At 72.1% G+C, this 22,061-nt stretch carries 13 protein-coding genes; 5 read left to right on the top strand and 8 right to left on the bottom strand.

Annotated features, from left to right (window positions below; genetic code table 11):
* Window positions 1-50: 50 nt before the first annotated feature.
* The gene (gene galE / locus Prubr_RS20640) at window positions 51-1,055 is read right to left on the bottom strand and encodes a UDP-glucose 4-epimerase GalE (protein ID WP_212816560.1); all 1,005 of its coding nucleotides are present in this window, start codon (window positions 1,053-1,055) and stop codon (window positions 51-53) included.
* Window positions 1,056-1,206: 151 nt separating this feature from the next.
* Here galE and Prubr_RS20635 point away from each other — a divergent pair, with 151 nt between their 5' ends.
* The 3 genes from Prubr_RS20635 to Prubr_RS20625 all read left to right on the top strand — a co-directional run bounded on the left by Prubr_RS20635 (window position 1,207) and on the right by Prubr_RS20625 (window position 5,798).
* Complete coding sequence (locus tag Prubr_RS20635) at window positions 1,207-2,400, top strand: thiolase family protein (protein ID WP_212816559.1); 1,194 nt, start codon at window positions 1,207-1,209, stop codon at window positions 2,398-2,400.
* The gene (locus Prubr_RS20630) at window positions 2,397-4,463 is read left to right on the top strand and encodes a 3-hydroxyacyl-CoA dehydrogenase NAD-binding domain-containing protein (protein ID WP_212816558.1); all 2,067 of its coding nucleotides are present in this window, start codon (window positions 2,397-2,399) and stop codon (window positions 4,461-4,463) included. Before Prubr_RS20635 ends, Prubr_RS20630 begins: the two co-directional genes overlap by 4 nt.
* 282 nt (window positions 4,464-4,745) lie before the next feature.
* Entirely contained in the window at window positions 4,746-5,798 is a 1,053-nt protein-coding gene (locus Prubr_RS20625; RefSeq protein WP_212816557.1) for an RICIN domain-containing protein, read from the top strand.
* Window positions 5,799-5,905: 107 nt separating this feature from the next.
* Here the strand turns inward: Prubr_RS20625 and Prubr_RS20620 are convergent, their stop codons facing one another.
* From Prubr_RS20620 to Prubr_RS20610, 3 genes are all read right to left on the bottom strand, one after another.
* Window positions 5,906-8,389 (bottom strand): M14 family metallopeptidase, encoded by a 2,484-nt coding sequence (locus tag Prubr_RS20620; protein WP_212816556.1) that lies wholly within the window; start codon window positions 8,387-8,389, stop codon window positions 5,906-5,908.
* Window positions 8,390-8,741: 352 nt separating this feature from the next.
* A complete protein-coding gene (locus Prubr_RS20615) occupies window positions 8,742-9,980 on the bottom strand; it encodes a sensor histidine kinase (protein ID WP_212816555.1) in 1,239 nt (412 codons plus the stop codon).
* 113 nt (window positions 9,981-10,093) lie between these two features.
* Complete coding sequence (locus Prubr_RS20610; protein ID WP_212816554.1) at window positions 10,094-10,765, bottom strand: response regulator transcription factor; 672 nt, start codon at window positions 10,763-10,765, stop codon at window positions 10,094-10,096.
* 156 nt (window positions 10,766-10,921) lie between these two features.
* On the opposite strand from Prubr_RS20610, the gene Prubr_RS20605 reads away from it, so the two are divergent.
* Window positions 10,922-12,223, top strand: a complete 1,302-nt coding sequence (locus Prubr_RS20605; RefSeq protein ID WP_212816553.1) for a peptidase C39 family protein — start codon at window positions 10,922-10,924, stop codon at window positions 12,221-12,223.
* Window positions 12,224-12,242: 19 nt separating this feature from the next.
* Here Prubr_RS20605 and Prubr_RS20600 read toward each other — a convergent pair whose 3' ends face one another.
* The 3 genes from Prubr_RS20600 to Prubr_RS20590 form a co-directional block, all read right to left on the bottom strand.
* Window positions 12,243-14,099, bottom strand: coding sequence for a DUF6311 domain-containing protein (locus Prubr_RS20600; RefSeq protein WP_246567420.1), 1,857 nt, complete (start codon window positions 14,097-14,099; stop codon window positions 12,243-12,245).
* 55 nt (window positions 14,100-14,154) lie between these two features.
* Window positions 14,155-16,029 (bottom strand): DUF6311 domain-containing protein, encoded by a 1,875-nt coding sequence (locus Prubr_RS20595; RefSeq protein WP_246567417.1) that lies wholly within the window; start codon window positions 16,027-16,029, stop codon window positions 14,155-14,157.
* A 79-nt stretch (window positions 16,030-16,108) separates the two neighbouring features.
* Window positions 16,109-17,980 carry a DUF6311 domain-containing protein gene (locus Prubr_RS20590; RefSeq protein WP_212816552.1) on the bottom strand — a complete coding sequence of 624 codons (1,872 nt, stop codon included), beginning with the start codon at window positions 17,978-17,980 and terminating at the stop codon, window positions 16,109-16,111.
* 212 nt (window positions 17,981-18,192) lie between these two features.
* Between Prubr_RS20590 and Prubr_RS20585 the strand changes: the two genes are divergently transcribed.
* Window positions 18,193-19,383, top strand: coding sequence for a hypothetical protein (locus Prubr_RS20585; protein ID WP_212816551.1), 1,191 nt, complete (start codon window positions 18,193-18,195; stop codon window positions 19,381-19,383).
* Between the two features lie 56 nt (window positions 19,384-19,439).
* On the opposite strand, the gene dxs is transcribed toward Prubr_RS20585, so the two are convergent.
* A complete protein-coding gene (gene dxs / locus Prubr_RS20580) occupies window positions 19,440-21,401 on the bottom strand; it encodes a 1-deoxy-D-xylulose-5-phosphate synthase (RefSeq protein WP_212816550.1) in 1,962 nt (653 codons plus the stop codon).
* Between the last annotated feature and the right edge of the window lie 660 nt (window positions 21,402-22,061).

Here is a 22,061-nt window from a genome sequence, read left to right as displayed (position 1 = left end):
GAGTGCAAGATCGCGGAACGGAACGGAACGGGGCAGGGGCGGGGTGGGGGTCAGGAGGCCGTGAGGCGGGTGTCGCGGATCTCGGCCCACTGGAGCGAGTGGCGGATGCCCTCGGCGACGGTGAACTCCGGCTTCCAGTCCAGCAGCCGGCCGGCCTTGTCGATGCGGGTGTAGGTGCCGGCCGAGTCGCCCGGCCGCGGGCCGGTCTCGCCCACGCGCAGCGGCCGCCCGGCCACCGACTGGAAGGCGGTCACCAGCTCGCGCACGGTGGTGCCGTCGCCGGTGCCGAGGTTGATCACCTCGTGGGAGTGGGCGCCGTCGGCGGGCAGGACCGCGTCGAAGCGGCGCAGCGCCTGCACGTGCGCCCGGGCGAGGTCCCAGACGTGGATGTAGTCGCGGATGCCGGAGCCGTCCCGGGTCGGCCAGTCGACGCCGGTGATCAGGAACTCCTCGTCGTTCTCGTACGCGGTAATGATCTTGCCGAGGGCGTGCGACGGCTGACGGAGCTGCAGGCCGGTACGAAGCTCCGGGTCGGCGCCGATCGGGTTGAAGTAGCGCAGGGACAGCACCCGCAGGTCGGTGGCGGCCGCCGCGTCGGCGAGGATCGACTCCATCATCGCCTTGGTGCGCGCGTACGGGCTCAGCGGGTCGAGGCCCGACGTCTCGTCGACGGAGAAGTCGTCGCTCGGGCGGTAGATCGCCGCCGACGAACTGAAGAGCAGGCGCCGGCAGCCGTTGCGTACCACGTGTTCGACCAGGTCGACCGACTTGGCGACGTTCTCCCGGTAGTAGCGCAGCGGCTGCTCGACCGACTCCGGGACCACGATCAGCGCGGCGGCGTGCACGACGGCGTCGATGTCGGGGTGTTCGGCGAAGATCCGGTCGACGAGCGCACCGTCGGCGATGTCGCCCTGGTAGAAGATCCGGTCCCGGGTGAACTCGATCCGGCCGGTGCACAGGTTGTCGAGTACGACGGGAACGATGCCGTCGTCGAGGCAGGCCGAGACGATCGTGCTGCCGATGAAGCCCGCGCCGCCCGCGACGAGTACCTTCACGCGTCCACCCTCCGGGTTGTCCGTTTGCGTCCGCGCTCAACGTACCGGAAACGGCCATCTGTGGTCCGCGCCACAGACCCGACGCTGACGCCGATAGTTACCGACGAGTAGCATCCGGGGTACACCACCGTGCCGGCAAGGAGGCTCACAAGTGCCCCGTGAAGTCCGCGATGTCGTCTTCGTCGACGGCGTCCGCACCCCGTTCGGCAAGGCGGGTGGCATGTACGCCAACACCCGCGCCGACGACCTGGTGATCCGCTGCATCCGCGAACTCCTGCGACGCAACCCGCAACTCCCGCCGGACCGGGTCGAGGAGGTGGCCATCGCCGCCACCACCCAGATCGGCGACCAGGGGTTGACCATCGGGCGTACCGCCGCCCTGCTCGCCGGCCTGCCCAAGACCGTCCCCGGCTACGCGATCGACCGGATGTGTGCCGGCGCGATGACCGCCGTCACCACGGTCGCCGGCGGCATCGCGATGGGCGCGTACGACGTCGCCATCGCCGGCGGCGTCGAGCACATGGGCCGGCACCCGATGGGCGAGGGCGTCGACCCCAACCCGCGCATCCTCGCCGAGAAGCTCGTCGACCCGTCCGCCCTGGTCATGGGCGCCACCGCGGAGAACCTGCACGACCGGGTACCGCACATCACCAAGGAGCGCACCGACGCGTACGCGCTCGCCTCGCAGGTCAAGACCGCCAAGGCGTACGCCAACGGCAAGCTCACCGACGACCTGGTGCCGGTGGCCGTACGCGACCCCAGCGGCTGGGGGCTGGCGACCGTCGACGAGGCGCCCCGCGACACCTCCCTGGAGAAGCTCGCCACGCTGAAGACCCCGTTCCGCCCGCACGGCAAGGTGACCGCGGGCAACGCGGCCGGCCTCAACGACGGCGCCACCGCCAGCCTGATCGCCGCCGAGGACGTGGCCCGCGAACTGGGCCTGCCGATCGGCATGCGGCTGGTGTCGTACGGCTTCGTCGGCGTCGAGCCGGAGGTGATGGGCGTCGGCCCGATCCCGTCCACCGAGAAGGCGCTGCGCATCGCCGGGCTCACCATCGACGACATCGGCCTGTTCGAACTCAACGAGGCGTTCGCCGTACAGGTGCTCGCCTTCCTCGACCACTTCAACATCGCCGACGACGACCCGCGGGTCAACCAGTGGGGCGGTGCGATCGCCGTCGGGCACCCGCTCGCCTCGTCCGGCGTACGGCTGATGACGCAGCTCAGCCGGCAGTTCGCCGAGCACCCCGAGGTGCGCTACGGCATCACCGCCATGTGCATCGGCATCGGCATGGGCGGGACCGTCATCTGGGAGAACCCGAACTGGGAAGGTGCGCAGAAGTGAGCCTGCAGAACCCCGACGAGGTGGTCACCCGGGCGCTGCTGCGGCAGATCGCCGTACCCGGCCTGGAGAAGCCGGCCGCGCTGATCACCCTCGACAACGGCCACGACCACACCAAGCCGAACAGCTTCGGCCCCGCCGGACTGGCCAGCCTCGACGAGGCGATCACCGCGGCGCTCGCCGCCGACCCCGCCTTCATCGCGGTCACCGGCAAGCCGTACATCTTCTGCGTCGGCGCCGACATCACCGGCGTACCGCTGATCCAGAACCGGGAGCAGGCGGTCGAGCTGGGCCGGCTCGGCCACCGGATCTTCGCCCGGCTGCGCGACTGCGCCGTACCGACGTTCGCGTTCGTCAACGGGGCGGCGATGGGCGGTGGCCTGGAGTTGGCGCTGCACTGCCACTACCGCACCGTGTCCGGCGGCGCCGCCGCGCTGGCCCTGCCCGAGGTCGGCATCGGCCTGGTGCCCGGCTGGGGCGGCACCCAGCTGCTGCCCGACCTGATCGGCATCGCCGGCGCCGCCCAGGTCATCCTGCAGAACCCGCTGACCCAGAAGACGCTGCGGCCGGCCCAGGCCCGCGAGCTGGGCATCGCCGACGAACTCTTCGCGCCGGCCGACTTCCTGGAGCGGTCGCTGGAATGGGCGGCCGGCGTGGTCCGGGGCGCGGTCACCGTGGAGCGGCCGGAGGTCGACCGGGAGATGTGGGACGGCGTGCTGTTCTTCGCCCGGCACGCCCTGGACGAGAAGCTGCACGGCGCGGTCCCGGCGGCCAACCGGGCCCTCGACCTGCTCGCGCTGGCCAAGGACGCCGACTTCGCCACCGGCACCGCCGCCGAGGACGAGGCGCTCGCCGACCTGATCATGGGTGAGGAACTGCGCAGCAGCCTCTACTCGTTCGACCTGGTGCAGCGGCGGGCCAAGCGGCCGGCCGGCGCGCCGGACCCCGCACTGGCCCGCGAGGTCACCAAGGTCGGCATCGTCGGCGCCGGCCTGATGGCGTCGCAGCTCGCCCTGCTCTTCCTGCGCCGGCTCCAGGTCCCGGTGGTCCTCACCGACCTCGACCAGGCCCGCGTCGACAAGGGCGTGGCCTACGTCCACGCCCAGGTGGACAAGCTGGTCGGCAAGGGCCGACTGGACGAGGGTACGGCCGCCAAGCTGCGCGGCCTGGTCTCCGGATCGGTCGACAAGTCGGTCTTCGCCGACGCGGACTTCGTCATCGAGGCGGTCTTCGAGAACCTGGAGATCAAGAAGCAGGTCTGGGCGGAACTGGAGAAGATCGTCTCGCCGGAGGCGATCCTGGCCACCAACACCTCGTCGCTGTCGGTCACCGCCATGGCCGCCGACCTGGAGCACCCGCAGCGGGTCGTCGGTGTGCACTTCTTCAACCCGGTGTCGGTGATGCCGCTGGTCGAGATCGTGCGCGCGGAGCGTACCGACGACGTGGCGCTGGCCACCGCGTTCGCGGTCGGCAAGAAGCTGCGCAAGTCGTGCGTGCTGGTCAAGGACGCCCCGTCGTTCGTGGTCAACCGGCTGCTGACCCGGTTCCTCGGCGAGACGTTCGCCGCCGTCGACGCCGGCACCCCGCTGGAGGTCGCCAACACCGCGCTCGACCCGCTGGGTCTGCCGATGCGCCCGCTGACGCTGCTCACCATGGTCGGTCCGGCGGTCGCGCTGCACGTCGCCGAGACGCTGCACGCGGCGTTCCCGGACCGGTTCGCGGTGAGCCCCAACCTGGCCCGCGTCGTCGAGTCGGGCAAGCCGCTGACCGACCGGGACGGCGAGATCGACCCCGAGGTCGCCGCGCTGTTCGAGGTCGGCTCGGCCCCGCTGACCGCCGAGGAGGTCCGCCAGCGGGCGCTGGACGCGCTCGCCCGGGAGGTCCGGCTGATGCTCGACGAGGGCGTGGTCGCGCAGCCGCAGGACATCGACCTGTGCATGATCCTCGGTGCCGGCTGGCCGTTCCATCTCGGCGGCGTGACCCCGTACCTGGACCGCACCGGCACCTCGGAGTCGGTGACCGGCGGCCGCTTCCTCCCCAGGGGCGCCGCCTCCCTCCCAGCCTGACCGTCCCCCCACCCCATGATCCGCGTGATCAGGGACCAAATCGCGCGTGTCGCCGGCGCGCCACGCGACGAGGTCTCTGATCACGCGGATCTTGCTGTCCGGCCGGGATCCGCCGGCTGATCGGCCGAACGGCAGCCGGCTCTCAACCGGACGCCGGTGCATGAACGCCGCCGACTGTGGCAGGGTCGGTCCGGGTCTGATCGGACACTGTGGATCGGGGGCACGGACGGGTGTGGCGGCGATGACGGTGGCTGTGACACGGACCGGCGGGCGGGGAGCCCGATGACCGGACCGGCGACCGACCCGCACCCATGCGCCACCTGCGGCACGCCGTCGACCCGCCCGACCTGTGACACCTGCCCCGCGGGCGACGAACCCGTGCTGGTCCGGCCCTACGTCGACCGGCCGGCCGACCGGTCCGGCGCACCCGAGCCCGACGACAGCATGACCATGACGTGGGAGTTCCCGGCGGCGGCCGTACCGGCCGTCGGCCCGCCCCCGGGCGCGCGCGACGGTGGGACCGACCGCCGCCGGCCCGGCGGCGTCACCGGGGAACCGGCCGGAACCGGTACGGCCGGCGGCGGGCTCGCCGGCCGGCTGGCCCGGCTGCGGACCCGCGACCGGCTGGTGCTGATCGGCACCGCCATCGCCGTCGTGGTGGCGGCACCGATCGCGCTGGCGCGTACCGGCGGACCGGAGACGCCGGACACGCAGCCGGTCGCCGACGGCGCACCGGGCTGGGCGCCCGCCACGGCCACCGACGGGCGGACCGGCGAACCGTCGGCGCTGCCCGACCCGGTCCGCAGCGCCGGCCCGCGGACGACCTCGGCCGCGCCCGCCAGCCGGTCCGAGCGCAGTGCCTCGCCGGGCCCGTCGGCGACCCCCGGCGGCGCCAGCCCGACGGCGGCGGCGCCGACCAGCCCCGCGACGCCGTTCGCCGCGCCGCGCAGCGGCCGCATCGTCGGTACGTCCGGACTGTGCGTCGACAACATGCGCGACAACACCAACCACGGCAATCCGATCACCATGGCCCCCTGCAACGGCACCGGCGCCCAGCACTGGAGCTTCCAGGACGACGGCGCCGTGCAGATGCATCGGATGTGCATGGGCCCGGCCGGCAACGGCGCGAGCAGTCCCGTACAACTGCGGCGGTGCGGCCGGGGGGACCGGCCGGCCTGGCAGTTCCGGTCCGACGGCTCGGTCGTGCACGTCGCGTCCCGGCTCTGCCTGCACGACCGCAGCGGGGCGGGCGGCCCGGTGGCACCCAACGGGGCGCCGCAACTCACCATCACCCGCTGCACCGGCGCCACCGGCCAGCGCTGGAGCTTCCGCTAGCCCGGGTCGGCGAACGCGGTCCGCCCGGTGCCGTCCGTCGCGGTGGGATCACGTCATCGCCCCGCCGGCCCGGGCGAACCCGGGCCGACGGGGCGATGTGTGTCGGACTACCGCTGGCCGATCGTGATCGTCGCCATCCGGTAGTTGTTGCGGTTGCCGTTCTCCGGGTCGTAGTTCTTCTCGACGTTGCCGGCGGTGTCGACCGAGAACCAGCGGAACGTCGTGGTCTCGGTCACGTGGAAGACCTGCCCCGGCTCACGGAAGTCGGTCGATTCGTAGCGGGGCGAATCGAGTGTGGGCCGGCTGCCGTCCGTCGTGTAGTAGATGGTCGCCGGCTCGCTCGTCTCGAAGCGCACGTCGACCGGCCCGGAGTACTTCCCGCCGCCGGGAACGAGCTCGGACGTCGGCTTCTTCTTGTCCTTGCCCCATTCCGCCGCGATCCGGAACATCTCCATGATCCCGTTGGCGTACTCCATCGTCTCGGAGTGACCGCTGACGAGGGCCGGATCACCGACCCACGGCGGCTGGAAGGAGCCGCCCTGCCAGTTGCCGGTGGTCGGGTTGTAGATGGAGCCACCGACCTCCCAGCCGAAGGCGTAGATCCCGTAGGTGTGGTAGAGGTCCTCGCGCACGTTGCCCGCCGAGGAGTAGAGGACGTCCGACGAGCCGCCGACGTTCTCCGGCGTGACGACGGTCTCCCGGTACGCCTTGACCTGCGACAGGATCCTGGAGGCCGACTGCCAGTAGAACGCCTCGTCACCCATCGGCGGGCGCGGCGTGGTGATCCGCCCGTCCGCGATGTAGGCGCCGGGCTGCCAGAACAACTGGCCGCCGTTGGAGTGCACCGACATCATGAACTTGATGTTCGAGTACTCCTCGACCAGCCAGACGATGTTCTCCGCCTCCGGCTCGGACAGCTTCTCCGGCCCCTGGTAGGTGCCGCTGATGCAGCTGAACGACCCGCCCGCGTAGCCGTCGTGAGCCGACCCGACCCGGTAGTTCCGGTTCAGGTCGACGCCCCAGGAGTTGCGCCGGGCCGGATCCGCGTCCGCATCCGGGCAGTGGTTCGTCAGGTTCTTACGCTGCGACGCGAAGTTGTAGAAGCTGTAGTTCGCCCCGTCGGGGTTGTTCGACAGGATGAGGAAGATGTCGGTGTCGTTGACGATCTTCTTCGTGTCCTTGTCGGTCTTGTAGTTGCGGACCAGGCGCTCGGCGGTCTCCAACGTGGTCGTCGCGGGCACCCACTCGCGGGCGTGGTCCTGCGCCTGGATCAGGACACCGGGGTTCCGGCCGTCGCGGTGCTTGCCGATCCGCAGGACGGGAACCGTGGCCGGGCCACGGGGCACCTCGCCCTCCGGCGCGCCGACCCGCTTCTCGTCGAGGAAGTCGGTCAGCGCCACCGGGCCGGACGTCGGCACGACGATGCCGGTGCCGGTGTTGGTGCGGTACGGGTGCGCCCGGTCGATGAGGCCCTGGGACCCGGTCTCCACCGCCGCCGCCACCTCCGCGGCGGTGCTCGCGACCGCGCCCGCGGCATCCTTCGCGAGCAGGACCCGGACCGCCTTGCCCGCCACCTCGACGGTGAGCGGAAGGTCGGCCCCCGGCCGCTCCACGAACTCGACGGTGACGTCGTTGCCACCCTCGTGGCCCCATGCCGCCGAGCTGACGACGACCGCGGCCTGCCCGGTGCCGCCGATCGTGGCCTGCGCCTTGCGCTGGTAGCCGTTCGTCTTGTTCGGCAGGTAGATGATCTGGGCGATGTCCGGGTACTGCCGGGCGATCTCCTCGGCCCGGCTGAAGAGCTGCTGCGGGTGCTTGTAGCCGTCGATGAAGTCGTACTGGTAGCCCGGGTTCTCCGTCAGCGGCGGCGGAGCGTCCTCGAGCCAGTTGGAGACGCTGCCGGTGGTGACGCCCCCGGTCGAGCTCGTGACCCGGATCTGGCTCGGACGGGTGTCGAGTTTGAACAGATTTCGATGGAACATGTACTGTCCGGAGTCGACGAACCGGCTCATGGTCCGCGCGAAGCCGAACGAGCTGCCCTGACCCGAGTCGTTCTCGAGCTGCATCATGACGACCGGGCTGGCCTGCTGTCCTTCGGTGGTCCGCGCCTCGACGTAGAGGAAGCCCTGGCCCTTCGTGGTGAACCAGTCGGCGCGGACCACCCGTACGGTCTGCGCGTGGCTGAGCGGCTGGACGGTCCGTGCGGCGGCCGCGCCGGCGCCGAAGCCGCCGTCGGCCTCCTCGGGCCATTCGAAGCCCTCATCCTCGGCGAGGATCTTGACGCCCATCGCCTCGAGTTCGGTGATCTGCTCGGCGGTCACCACCGCCTCGCCCTCGATGCCGGTCGGCACCCGCTTGAGGCCGTGGTCGATGTCGAATCCCGCGTCGACCACCTTGTCCAGCATGTCCGCGCCGGTCAGCCCGATGCGTACGAGCTGTGCCGACTCCGGATGGTCGTGGTGGGAGTGCGCCGAGCCGGCCGTGGACGTGGACTCCACAGGATCCGCGCCCGCGGGCGGGGTACCTATGAGGACGCTCCCCAGCATGGCGGGTAGCGCGAGAAATGCGATGCGCAGTCGTCTGCGTCGCATGCGCCCTCCTTCTGCGTGTGGTTGATACCGTCTCCGGCCCCGGTGCGGGACGGATCCCGCAGGCTGTGGGCAGGTCAGGTGCGGCGAGCGTATGCGCATCAATCGCATCGACGATCGTGCGATCGCGGGGACTTGAGCGAACCTTGAGTTTGCCGGTCGCGGCCACGGAGACCTCGCCGGCGTACGGGATCCGGAACGCTCGGACGTGGCGGCGGGAGCCGGGAACACCGCCCTGCCCCGGCGTGCGACAGGTCCGTCCCGGAGCCTCGGGTCCGGCGACCGACATCCGATCTCGACGTCGCCGGGCCACGGGTCGACCCGGGCGGGACGCCCGGGGTGAAAGCCGGTCGGGTCAGCCCCGGTCGACGGGCGAGGTGGTCGGCGCCGCCGCCGGTGGTCCCACCGCCGCCGACGCGGCGACGACCGGCGTGGTGTCGGCCGCCGGCAGCGTCACCGTCACCTCCAGGCCGCCGCCGGGCTGCGCGACCGCGCTGACCGTGCCGCGGTGCGCGTCGCAGACCGCCCGTACGATCGACAGCCCCAGCCCGGACCCCCGCGCGCCGGTGCGTTCCCGGCCGCCGCGCCGGAACGGCTCGAACAGTCCGGGCACGTCGGCGGGGTCGACCTCGAAGCCGGTGTTGCCGACCACCAGGTGGACGTGGCCGTCGTCCGAACCGGTCCGGACCCACAGCTCGCCGTGCAGGTGGTTGTAACGGACGGCGTTCTCGACGAGATTGCCGGCTAGCCGCTCCAGCAGGCTCGGATCACCGACCACCTGGGCCGGCCCGAGCGTGGCGGTGACCCGCAACTTGAGCCGCTGGGCCTCGGCGCTGGTCGCCGACAGCGCGGCGCTGACCCCGCAGGCCAGGTCGGTGGGCACCTTGCGGCTGAGCCGACGGCCGGACTGCGCCTCGCTGCTGGCCAGCACCAGCAGCGCGTCGACCAGCCCGTTGGCCCGCTCGGAGGCGTCGCGGACCACGGTGGCCATCCGCCGGAACTCGGCGGCGTCGGCCTCGTCGTCGGCCAGCGTCACGTCGATCTCGGTACGCATCACGGCCAGCGGCGTACGCAGTTCGTGGGAGGCGTTGGCGACGAACCTCTTCTGCGCCTCGAACGCCTCGCCGATCCGGTCCAGCATCGCGTCGAACGTGGCGGCGAGCTCGGCGACCTCGTCGTCGGCACCGGTGTAGCGGATCCGCTCCTCCAGCGTCTCCTCCCGCAGCCGCTGAGCGGTGGCGGTGACCTGGTGCAGCGGGCGCAATGCCCGGCCGGCGACCACGTACGCCCCGGCGACGCCGACGACGCTGATGGCCAGAAGCGCCACCAGCCCCTTGGCGAGCAGTTCGCCGGAGACGGCGTCGACGACGTGCTCCTGCCACACCCGGGCGTCGAGGGTCTGCCCGTCGGCGAGCACGACGGTGGTGCCGGGCAGGAGGTCGTCGGCGGGGTGCAGCGCGTCGTCGACCAGCAGCCAGGCGAGCACCATCAGCACGGCACCGGCCCCGACCAGCAGGACCCCGTTGAGCAGGGTGAGCCGCAGCCGCAGGGTGGGCCGCAGCCGGGACCGACGCCCGGCCCGATAGACGGTCATGCGACCCCCTCGCTCCGCTCGGCGCCCGCATGACCAGACCCGAGCCAACCGATGCCCTCGCTCCGCTCGGTCATGCGTCCCCCTCGCTCCGCTCGGTCATGTGCCCACCTCGGTCATGACAGGTACGGGTCGGGCATCCGGTAGCCGGCGCCGACGACGGTCTCGATCAGCGGTGGGTCGCCGAGCTTCCGGCGTAGCGTCATGACGGTGACCCGCACGGTCGTGGTGAAGGGGTCGGTGTTGGCGTCCCAGACCCGTTCGAGCAGTTCCTCGCTGGAGACGACGGCTCCTCTGGCCTTGAGCAGCTCCTCCAGCACGCCGAACTCCTTACGGGTGAGGTCGACCGGGGCACCGCCCCGGCTGGCGACCCGCCGGGCCGGGTCGACGACCAGGTCGGCGAGGGTGAGCACCGGAGGCGCCGGCGGGGTGGCCCGCCGGCCGAGGGCCTGTACGCGGGCGACCAGCTCGTCGAAGGCGAACGGTTTGGGCAGGTAGTCGTCGGCGCCCAGGGACAGGCCCTCGACCCGGTCGGCGACGGTGCCGCTGGCGGTGAGCATGAGCACCCGGGTCAGCGCTCCGGAGGCGGCGAGGTCGGCGCAGATCTGGTCACCGTGCACGCCGGGCAGGTCGCGGTCGAGGACGACCACGTCGTAGCGGGTCACGAACGCCATCTCGTGGCCGGCGTTGCCGTCGTAGGCGACGTCGACGGCCATCCCCCGGCGGCGCAGGCCGCGGGCGATCGCGTCGGCGAGATTGTGCTCGTCCTCGACCACCAGCACCCGCATCAGCGCCTCCTTCCGGAACGCCGCCACCCCCGGCGGATTCAACCTACTGCCGCGGGACAACCTGTGGCGGCAGCGCGACGTTGCAAAGAACCTTCCGGTACGCCAGACTTCCCGGCAAGGATCTTCGGCGTGGTTCCCCGGTGCCAGGAGTCGCCCGTGCAGCAGACCGGCCCGGACATCGCCTACCGGGGTTTCCGTGGCGCGGCGGAACTGGCCGCCGGAACCCTGTCCGGCGCGGTTCCCCGGACCGACGGGATCGCCTTCGACTCCCCGGCCGGCACGCTGACGTACACCGATCCGCACACCGGCGCCACCGGGGCGTACGAGCTGGCGACCTGGACGTCACCGCTGGTCGAGCCGGGTTTCCCGATCGCCGGGGTGGTGCCGTCGTGGACGGCCGACACCCCGGCCGGAAGCTGGATCAGGGTCGAGCTGCGCGGCGCCGACCGGGCCGGCCGGCCGACCCGCTGGTACGACCTGGGCACCTGGGCGGCCGACGACGCGGACGTACGGCCGAGTTCCCGGCCGGGCCAGGCGGACCCGGACGCGCGGGTCGACGCCGACGTGGTCACCGTCGCGCCCGGCCGGGAATGGACCGGCTGGTGGCTGCGGGTGATCCTGCTGCGGGCGGCCGGCGGCGACGCCACCCCGGCGCTGTGGTCGGCCGGCGCGGTCGCCACCGCACCGGCGGCCCCGGCCGGACCGCGCCCGCTCGGCCCGTCCGGGCCGCGGGACCCGGCACCACCCGACGGGAGCGGGCCGCGACCGCCGGCGCCACCCGACCGGGCCGCGCCGGTCCGCCCGCGCGCCGTGCCGGTCGGGACCCGGGCGGGTACGTCCGCGGCGTGGGGCACCGTGCTGGACGTACCCCGCTTCTCGCAGCGGCGGCACCTGGACCATCATCCGCACCTCGACGGCGGCGGCCGGGCCTGGTGCAGCCCCACCTCGACGGCGATGGTCATGGCCTTCTGGGGGGCGGTGCCGGCGCCGGCCGACCACGCCTGGGTGGGGCCGGACGACCCGGCGCCCTGGGTCGACCACGCCGCCCGGCGGTGCTACGACCACGCCTACCGGGGCACCGGGAACTGGCCGTTCAACACCGCGTACGCCGGCACGTTCGGCCTGGACGCGTTCGTGACCCGGCTGCGCGGCCTGGCCGAGGCGGAACTGTTCGTCGCCGCCGGCATCCCGTTGGTGATCTCGGTGACGTTCCGCCGCGGCCAGGTGCCCGGCCTCGACTACGACACCGGTGGGCACCTGCTGGTCGTGGCCGGTTTCACCACCGACGGCGAGCCGGTGCTCAACGACCCCAACTGGCCGACCGACGCGGCGGTGCGCCGGACCGTGCCGCGGGCGGCGCTGGAGGCGGCCTGGCGCGGGGGCAGTCACGGGCTGACGTACGTGATCCGCCCCGCCGGGGTGCCGTTGCCGCCCGCTCCCCCGCAGGCGAACTGGTGACCGCCGCGGCGGTACGGGGTCAGCGGGTGGTCAGCCCGCGTACGTCCCAGAGCCAGACGTCGTCGACCCGCTCGGCCGGCCCGAGAACGTCCTCCATGGTGGTGCGCAGGGCGTCGGCCCGCCGCTGGTCGACCGGCAGCACGACGATCGCCGCGTTCCAGTAGCGCAGGTCGTCCTCGATCCGTCGCTTGGTCTCCTCGCCGACCGGGGTCGGCAGGCCGCTGGCGGCGACCCGGCGTAGCAGGTTGGACGTGACGGTCGGCGGCGCGCCGAAGCCGCCCGGGTCGCCGGCGACGCCGTTGCGCGGGCCGAGGAAGTAGCCGCGCGGGATGGCGAAGTCCAGGTTCTGCGACGCCGCCCAGCGCAGGCCGTCGGGGCTGCCGAGTTCGGGTAGCGGCAGCGGGACCAGGGTCTGCCCCGGCGCGACGTACGGTCGCCACTGGCCGGAGGTGATGAACGACGGCACCGGCGGCCGGCCGACCTCGCGGTAGGGCAGCGGAAGGAGCGGGACGAGCGCGATGAGCAGCGCCGCGACCCAGGCCCGGCGACGCAGCCGGCGCTGCGGTTCGGGCACCCGGTCGGCCAGGGCCCGCTCGGTGGCCACCGCGAGCAGTACGCCGACGACGGCCGACGTGATCAGCCCGAACCGGGTGGGCACGACCGAGTCGAGCAGCGGCACGTGCACGAGCAGCGCCCACGGGCCGGGGAAGAGGTCGTTCCCACGCCACTGCAGTTCCTCGCCGAGCGACAGCACCGCGAAGAGCAGCCCGGTGGCGGCGAGGGTACGGATCAGCACGTCCTTGCGCAGCCAGACCACGGTGACCAGGAGCAGGACGACCAACGGCCAGCCGAAGAACGCGTTCTCCTCGGAGTAGTTGGGGGCCAGTCCCTTGTTGGCGACCGGGTCGCCGGCCAGTGTGGTGGAGCCGGCGTTGAAGTAGGCGGCGATGTCGTTGCCGTGGTGCGGCACGGCGTCCTTGAGGCCGCTGTAGCTCTGCGGGCCGAGGAACTGCACGTAGAGCGGGTAGGCCAGCACCGTACCGGCGACGACGCCGCACACGGCCAGCCCGGCGAGCAGCGGTTTCCAGGCCGGTCGCAGCAGTTCCCGCCGCTGCGCCACGTACGCCAGCAGGAAGACGCCGCAGGCCATGGCGGTGAAGAGCAGGATCTCCTCGTTGATGAACACCTGGTAGATCACCAGGGCGGCGAGGATGAGTCCGTCGCGTACCGGGCGGGTGCCGGGCCGGCACATGACCAGGACCCGCCAGACGATGAACGGCACCAGGAACTGCCCGACGATGTTGGGGTGCCAGTTGCCGTGGCCGAGCATGGCCGGGCAGAAGCCGCAGAAGGCGCCGCCGACGGCGGCGGCGATCCGCGACGACACGATGTACCGGGAGAGTACGAAGTACCAGGCGGCGGCGGTGCCGGCCAGCCCGACGGTGATCATGACGGCGAACGAGACCGGCGGCCCGAACAGCATCGTCACCGGCACCATCGGCAGCGTCAGGCCGAGCATCGAGGTGTTGGCCATCAGGTTGACGCCGTCGGGGAAGTTCATCAGGTCGGTGTAGAACGGGTACTGCCCCCTGGTGACCACCCGGACCGCGTGGGCCAGGAAGAACTGGCCCTGGGCGGGGTCGCTGGCGTGCTCCGGCCCGACCCGGCCCGCCGGGTCCAGCCAGAGCCGCCCGGTCACCCACACGGCGGTGACCAGGTACGCCGCGACGACGATCAGGTCGGCGTACCGGCGGGCGCGGGCGACCGCCCAGCGGCCGGTCCCGCCGGTCGGGCCGGCCGGCGATCCCGGGGCCTGCCCCGGTTCGCGGGCCTCGACGTCGACAGCCGTCTTCGAATGGTCGTTCGGGGTGGTCATGATTTTCGGATGGTAGCCGAAAGAGGGATTAGTCCGGTTCCTTAGCTTTAATCCATCACCTGATTGTTTCGGTACGCCGCGGCGTGGCGATCTCCCGCACGTCCCAGACCCAGACGTCGTCCACCCGCTGGCCCGGGCCGAGCAGGTCCTCGACCGTCCGGCGCAGCGCCGGCGCCTGCAGGTGCCGGACCGGCAGCACCACGATCGCGGCGTTCCAGTAGCGCAGGTCGTCGATGAACAGCCGGCGCTGCCGGTCGTCCACGTCGGCGGGCACCCCGGACACCGCCACCCGGGCGAGCAGGCCGGCACCCTGGCTCGGCGGGGCGCCGAACGCGGCGACGTCACCGTCCTGCCCGTTGCTCGGGCCGAGGAAGTAGCCGCGCGGCACCGACATGTCGAGCCGGGTGGCGGCGGCCCAGCGCAGCCCGTCGGCGTTGCCGTTCTCGGTGACCGGCACCGGCACCACGGTCTGCCCCTCGGCCACGTAGGACCGCCAGGTGCCGGACGTGACGAAGTCCGGCACGGCCGGCCGGCCCCGCGCCGGCAGCGCGACCGGGATCAGCGGCACCAGCGCCATCGCCAGGGCCAGCGCCCAGGCCCGCCGGCTGACGCCGGGCACACCGGCCGCCCGACGGCTCAGCACCCGGTCGGTGGCCACCGCGAGGATGACGCCGACCAGGGTCGAGGCGATCATCCCGAACCGGGTGGGTACGACGAAGTGCAGCAGTGGCAGGTGCACGAAGAGCGCCCACGGGCCGGGGCCGATCTCGCGCCCCTGGTAGGACACGACCGAGCCGAGCGAGAGCAGGGCGAAGAAGAGCGCGCTGAAGGCGAGTGCCCGGACGACCGCGTCCCGCCAGAGCCAGACGGTCAGGACGACCAGGAGCAGCACCAGCGGCCAGCCGAAGAACGAGTTCTCCTCCGACGGGTTCGGGGCGAGGTTCTGGTTGGCGAGTTCGTTGCCGCCCAACGTCGGCGTACCGAAACTGGTGAACGCGGCCAGGTCGTTGCCGAAGTGCGCGACCTGGATGCCCTGGTAGTTCTGCGGGCCGGCGAACTGCACGTAGAGCGGGTAGGCCAGCAGCGCGCCGGCGACCACCGCGCAGACCGCGAGCCCGCCGAGCAACCGGCGCCACGCCGGTGCCCACATCTCCCGCCGCTGGAGCACGTACGCCAGCAGGAACACGGCACACGCGAGCGCGGTGAAGAGCAGGATCTCCTCGTTGATGAACGCCTGGTAGACGACCAGGGCGGCGAGGATGAGGCCGTCGCGTACCGGCCGTGCGCCGGGCCGGCACAGCACCAGCACCCGCCACACGATGAACGGCACCAGGACCTGGCCGATGATGTTCGGGTGCCAGTTGGCGTGCGCCAGCATCGCCGGGCAGAAGCCGCAGAACCAGCCGCCGACCGCGGCGGCGGCCCGCGACGAGACGAGGTGCCGGGACAGCACGAAGTACCAGGCGGCCGCGGTCCCCGACAGCATCAGGGTCACCAGCGTCACGAACGCGACGGCCGGGCCGAAGAGCATGGTGACCGGCACCATCGGCAGGCTCAGGCCGAGCATCGGCGTGTTGGCCATCAGGTTGACGCCGTCGGGCACGTTCATCCGCTCGGTGAAGAGCGGGTTCTCGCCGTGGGTCACCACCCGCACCGCGTGGGCCAGGAACCACTGCATGAGCGACGGGTCGCTCTGCAGCGCGGGGGCGACCCGCCCGGCCGGGTCGACCCACAGCCGGCCGGTCACCCACACGGCGGTGACCACGTAGACCGCCACGATCAGGAGGTCGGCACGCCGCTTCGACCACCGCCACACCCGGCCGGCGGTCGGCCTGCCCCGGCCGGGGGCGACGCCGTCGGTCACGTCATCGGGCGCGGCCGGCTTCGGCCGGTCGAGCAGGAATTCGGGAGAGCTGTCCGCGACGGTCATAGTGTCTCGGATCGTACTCATCACCGGGTCGCCGATCTGGACCAGCCGTCCATTTCATGCCCCTATCGCGGATCTGATCTCAATTCTTCGGAGGAACCGGCAGGTCACGTACGTCCCACAGCCAGACGTCGTCGACCCGCTGCGGCGGCTCGCCCATGAGCTCGGTCATCGCCACCCGCAACTCCTCGACCCGGCGCTGCTCGCCGAGGACCACGACGCCCGCCCGCCAGTAGATCAGGTCTTCGCGGGCCGCCTGCCGCTCCGCCTCGCCGATCGGCGGGATCACGCCGTTGCGGGAGACCTCCTGGAGCAGCAGCGAGGTGGGCCGCTGGGCCTGGCCCCACGAGCCGTCGATGTTGTGGGGCGGGTCGGCGGGTCCCATGAAGTAGCCGCGCGGCGCCTGGAACTCCAGATCGGACAGTGCCGACCAGCGCATGCCGAGCCGGCCCCGGGTGACGTCGGCCAGCGGCACCGGCACCAGGGTGCGGCCCTCCGGGACGTACGGCCGCCACTGGCCGGAGGCGATGAAGTCGGGCAGCGGCTCGACGCCGCGTACCGGGGCGGGCAGCGGGGCGACCGGGATGAACGCGGCGACCAGCGCCACCCACCACACGATCTTCGCCGGTCGGGCGATCCGGTGGCCGGCGACGGCGGTGTCCGGTGCGAGGTCCATGATCCGGTCGGCGGCCAGCGCGAGGACGACGCCGGCGGCGAACGTGGCGACGATCGCGAACCGGGTCACGCTGACCAGGTCGATCACCGGCACCTCGCTGATCAGCCAGAACGGCAGCTTGATGCCGGTGTCCTCGCCCTTGTAGACCAGCGTCGGGCCGAGCGAGATCACCGCGAAGAACAGGCCGGTGATCAGCACCGCGCGGGACGCCACCGAGCGCCAGATCAGCGGTACGGCGACCGCCAGCAGGATCAGCACCGGCCAGCCGAAGAACGAGTTGTCCTCGGTCGGGCTGTTGCTGAGCACCTCGACGGTCGCCGGGTCACCGGCGAGCGACTGTCGGGCGAACGCCGGGTAGGCCGCCAGGTCGGTGACGAAGGCGTCCGGGTCGTACGGCAGACCGCGGTAGTGGCCGGGCCCGAAGAACTGCCACCACAGCGGGTACGCCAGCACCACGAACGACAGCACGGCGGTGACGCCGAGTCCGGCGAGCATCGGCCTGAGCGCGGCCTTCGCCTCCGCCGGCCGCATCGCCGCGTACGACAGCACGAAGACGCCCAGCGCCATCGCGGCGAAGAGCAGCGCCTCCTCGTTGATGAAGATCTGGAGCACGATGAAGACGGCCAGGATGACGCTGTTGCGCACCACCCGGCCCGGCTCGCGTAGCTTCAGGGCACGCCAGACGATGAACGGGACGAGGAAGTGCGCGACGAAGTTGATGTGCCCGTTGGCGTGCGAGATCATCGTCGGGGCGAAGCCGCACCACAGGCCGCCGATGTAGGCTGCGGCGCGGGAACGGACGAAGTGCCGGCTGAGCACCCAGTACCAGGCGGCCGCGGTGCCGGCGAGGCTGAGGGTGAGCAGCAGGACGACAGAGACCGCCGCGCCGAAGAAATGGGTGATGGGCGAAACAGGGATACCCAGTGCCATCATCGAGGTGTTGGACATCATGTTCACGCCGTCCGGCACACCGAGCCGTTCGGACCACAACGGATTCTCGAAGTGGAAGATCACCCGTTCGGAGTGCGCGATCAGGAACATGTGCAGCCCGTGATCGTCCTCGTTACCGGTCAGCACCCGGTTGTAGGGGTCGAGCCAGAGCCGTCCCATCACCAGCACGCCGAGCGCGAGGTAGGTGCCGTACGCGACCAGGTCACCGAGTTGGGCGCGGCCGATACGCAGAAGCCGGAAGGAACGACGGGAATGGTCCGGGCTGTGGGACGCGGTGCCGCCATTGCGGTCGGCAGTGGCGTCCACGTTGGGTTCCGCGGAGGTCATGATGGCTGGCATGTTAGCGGATCCGATCGGGCGCCGAGCCGGGCGGGAAGATATCCGCTTCCCGCGGCCCGGATCCGCAGTTATGCCCGTCGAGGCAACCGAACAACGGGAAACGAATTGATGAACGTCTTATTCACATGTGCTGCCTCGGTCTACCAGCCCGGTCCCGTACGATGTGGCACCGGACATCCGGGTCGACAGGGGGACCTCACATGATCTCGGTCCGGCGCGGCCTGCTGGGCATCGGCCTGGCAGCCGCCATCGTGGGCGGAGTCGCGGCGTGCGGCGGCACCGGAGAGGTGCCCCCGGAGCAGGCGCTGCCGGTGGGTCACTACACACTCGACGGTCAACTCCAGGTCTGGCCGGCCCGCGGCGGCCTGTCCGGCGACGGCGCCGCCCACCGGGCGGTCGCCGACGCGGTCGACGCCTGGCGCACCCCCGCCGGCGACCGGCCCCGGCTCGAGACCTCCGGCATCCTCTGGCTCGGCGAGATCGACGGCCGGACCCTCGCCGTGGTCGCCGCCGACGTGCCGGTCTACGGCGCGTCCTGGCTGCTCCAACTCGACGGCACCGGCGACGGGCTGACGGTGACCAACGCGGCGCAGTACACCGATCCCGGCTACCTCGTCTATTCCGACCTGCTCCCGGTCCGGCTGGACGACACCACCCGCTACCTGACCTCGGCCCGGGTCGAGCAGGTCACCGGCCCGAACGGGCGCCCGCTACGGGTGAGCGACGGGCTGACCGACCCGGTCGGCGTACAGCGCTGCACGGCGACCCCGGTCGCCGTGCGCCTGCGGGCCACCGAGTCGCTGCCCCGCGGCACCGCCAACGACGAACTGCTCGACCTCGGCAGCGCCGTCGAGCCGCCCCGCTACCCGGTGGTCCCGGACCGCGACGGGCGCGGCGCGACCGCGCTGGAGGACCTCGACACCTGCGCGCTCGCCGGCGAGGACATCGCCTTCGGCAGCATCGACCCGAACCCGGCCGACGGGCGCTCCTACCCACGGGTTCCCGCCTCGTGGCCGATCGAGTCGATCTACCAGGTCAACCTGGGCGAGGTCGAGTCCGGCCCGCTCGCCGGACGGTTCGACCGGCTCACCTGGCGCAGCCAGGAGGGCACCACCTACGCGGCGGTGTTCCGCCCGGAGAACGGCACGCCGGCCGTCTCCAAGGCGGACACGGTGGCCGCGGTGCAGGCGTACGAGATCGAGATCCAGGGTCAGACGTACGTGGTGCTGAGCTGGAACGACGAGGACGACGACGCCGTACTCCAGCTGCCCGACGGGGTCCGGCCGGTGCTGGAGCAGCGCGGCCTGGCGGTCGTGCCGAAGGCCGACCGCAGGCAGACCTTCCGGGTCAGCGTCGACGGCCGGCTGGAGACCCGCACCGTCGAGAAGTAGCCGCGAACGAGAAATCCCCCGGACCGGGCCCGGTCCGGGGGATTTTCATCGGTGGATCACTTGGCCTGTACGCCCCAGGCGTCGGGCGCCGGCACCGGCAGCTCCCGCTCGCCGGCGTCGTCGAGCCGGGACACCCAGCCGGTCACCTGGCGGGCCACGTCCTGCGCGGTCAGCCCGAGGTCGCCGAGGATCTGGGCCCGGGTGCCGTGCGGGTGCCACTGGGCCGGCACGCCGAGATCACGCAGCGGCACCCGGACGTCGGCGTCGCGCAGCTCCTTGGCCAGCGCGTCACCGACGCCACCGTTGCGTACCCCGTCCTCTACGGTGACCACCAGCCGGTGGCCGGCGGCCAGGGTGACCAGCTCGGCCGGGACCGGACGGACCCAGCGCGGGTCGACCACGGTCACGCCGTAGCCCTGCTCGGCGACCCGGGCCGCCACCTGGACACCGAGCTGCCCGAAGGCACCGACCGCGACGAGCAGCACGTCCTTGCGCTCGGCCTCGGTGAGCACGTCGACCGGGCCGACCCGGCGCACGGCCGGCAGGTCGGCGGCGACGGAACCGGTCGGGAAGCGCAGGATGGTCGGGCCGTCGTCGACGGCGACCGCCTCGCGCAACTCCTCGCGCAGGGTGGCGGCGTCGCGGGGGGCGGCGATCCGCAGGCCGGGCACCACCCCGAAGACCGACATGTCCCAGATGCCGTAGTGGCTCGGCCCGTCCGGGCCGGTGACGCCGGCCCGGTCGAGCACGAAGGTGACCGGCAGTTTGTGCATGGCAACGTCGAGCAGCACCTGGTCGAAGGCCCGGTTGAGGAAGGTCGCGTAGACCGCCACGACCGGGTGCAGGCCACCGAGCGCCAGCCCGGCCGCCGAGGTGGCGGCGTGCTGCTCGGCGATGCCGACGTCGTAGGTGCGCTCGGGATACTTGCGGGCCAGCGCGGCGATACCGGTCGGCTCGGCCATCGCGGCGGTGATCCCGACCACGTCGGGACGCTCGTCGGCGATGTCGACCAGTTCCTCGGCGAAGACGTGGGTCCACTTCACCGACGGGGCGGCCAGCAGCTTGCCGGTCTCGACGTCGAACGCGCTGCTCGGGCCGTGCAGGCAGTCGGCCTCGTCCTCCTCGGCCGGCCGGTAGCCATACCCCTTGCGGGTGACCGCGTGCACGATGACGGGGCCGCCGAAGCCCTTGGCCTTGCGCAGCGCCGACTCGACGGCGACGACGTCGTGGCCGTCGATCGGGCCGACGTACTTCAGGCCGAGGTCCTCGAACATCGTCTGCGGGGAGACCGCGTCCTTGATCCCCTTCTTGACCGCGTGCAGCACCTCGTACATCGGCTTGCCGACCAGCGGCGTCGAGCCGAGCGACTCCTTGACCAGGTCGAGGACCTTCTCGTAGCCGGGGTTGAGCCGCAGCGCGGACAGGTGGTCGGCCAGGCCGCCGATCGTCGGCGCGTACGACCGGCCGTTGTCGTTGACGACGATGACCAGCGGGTTGCGGGCACCGGCGATGTTGTTCAGCGCCTCCCAGCACATGCCGCCGGTCAGCGCGCCGTCGCCGACCACGGCCACCACGCTGCGCTGCTCGCCGCGTAGGGCGAACGCCTTGGCGAGCCCGTCGGCGTAGGACAGCGCGGTCGAGGCGTGCGAGTTCTCGATCAGGTCGTGCTCGCTCTCGGCCTGGCTCGGGTAGCCGGACAGGCCGCCGCGCTGGCGGAGCTGGTCGAAGCCCTCCTGCCGGCCGGTCAGCATCTTGTGTACGTACGCCTGGTGGCCGGTGTCGAACAGGAACTTGTCGCGGGGCGAGTCGAAGACCCGGTGCATCGCGATGGTCAGCTCGACGACGCCGAGGTTGGGTCCGAGGTGACCGCCGGTGCGTGAGACCTTCGCCACCAGGAAGTCCCGGATCTCCGCGGCGAGGATCTCCAACTCCTCGACCGACATGCGCTTGACGTCCTGCGGGCCGCGGACCGTGCTCACCAGACGACCGTCGCCGGCCGGACCTTCTTCAACGCTCATGACCGGACAGTCTATCGGTGCCGGCCACCGGCGCAGCCCGAGACAAGATCGACGGAGGTGGCCCCCGAGTGCCCTACCCGCACCCGTCGCCAGATTCGACAAGCCCGCCGTTCCGGGGTGATTCCACACACCCGGACGTCACCCGATCGGTCAACAAAAACGGCGGACCGGCACAGCGGACGTACGCTGAGGGTAACCACACACTCTCCGAAGGTGACATCCACTCTCCGCGGGTGACACACGCTCTCCGAAGGTAACCGCACGTTCTCCGAAGGTAACGCCATGCCGCCCCTGTCGACCGTCCCCGGCATCCCGCCCGTCCCGGCGCCGCCGCCACCGGCCAGGTCCTCGCCCTGCTCCTCGTCACCCTTGTCGCACTGCCCCTGCTGCCCGTGATCCTGCTGGTCGTCGCCTGGATCAGACTGCGTGACCGGTTCGGCACCGGCGCCGCGCCGGCCGTCCGGCCGGTCTCCGCCCCGCCGTCCGCCGCCCACGCCGCCTGACCGGCCGCCGCCCACTCCGCCTGACCGGCCGCCGCCCACTCCGCCTGACGGGCCGCGGGCACCCACCCCGCCGACGGTTCGCGGGCACCGACCGCGCCCGACCGTGGTTTCCCGCCCGGACACCCCACGGACGCCGCGGGTCCCGCGGGCGACACGC

The sequence above is a fragment of the Polymorphospora rubra genome, from assembly GCF_018324255.1.
GTDB lineage: Bacteria > Actinomycetota > Actinomycetes > Mycobacteriales > Micromonosporaceae > Polymorphospora > Polymorphospora rubra.
This window is presented reverse-complemented; position numbering and strand designations above follow the sequence as displayed.

Bases quoted from the DNA above. Each gene is read 5' to 3' on its own strand.
- Prubr_RS20585 (WP_212816551.1), top strand. From the start codon at position 18,193: ATGATCTCGGTCCGGCGCGGCCTGCTGGGCATCGGCCTGGCAGCCGCC.
- Prubr_RS20620 (WP_212816556.1), bottom strand. From the start codon at position 8,389: ATGCGACGCAGACGACTGCGCATCGCATTTCTCGCGCTACCCGCCATG.
- dxs (WP_212816550.1), bottom strand. From the start codon at position 21,401: ATGAGCGTTGAAGAAGGTCCGGCCGGCGACGGTCGTCTGGTGAGCACG.
- Prubr_RS20615 (WP_212816555.1), bottom strand. From the start codon at position 9,980: ATGACCGTCTATCGGGCCGGGCGTCGGTCCCGGCTGCGGCCCACCCTG.
- Prubr_RS20600 (WP_246567420.1), bottom strand. From the start codon at position 14,099: ATGACCACCCCGAACGACCATTCGAAGACGGCTGTCGACGTCGAGGCC.
- Prubr_RS20595 (WP_246567417.1), bottom strand. From the start codon at position 16,029: ATGACCGTCGCGGACAGCTCTCCCGAATTCCTGCTCGACCGGCCGAAG.
- Prubr_RS20590 (WP_212816552.1), bottom strand. From the start codon at position 17,980: ATGACCTCCGCGGAACCCAACGTGGACGCCACTGCCGACCGCAATGGC.
- Prubr_RS20610 (WP_212816554.1), bottom strand. From the start codon at position 10,765: ATGCGGGTGCTGGTGGTCGAGGACGAGCACAATCTCGCCGACGCGATC.
- Prubr_RS20625 (WP_212816557.1), top strand. From the start codon at position 4,746: ATGACCGGACCGGCGACCGACCCGCACCCATGCGCCACCTGCGGCACG.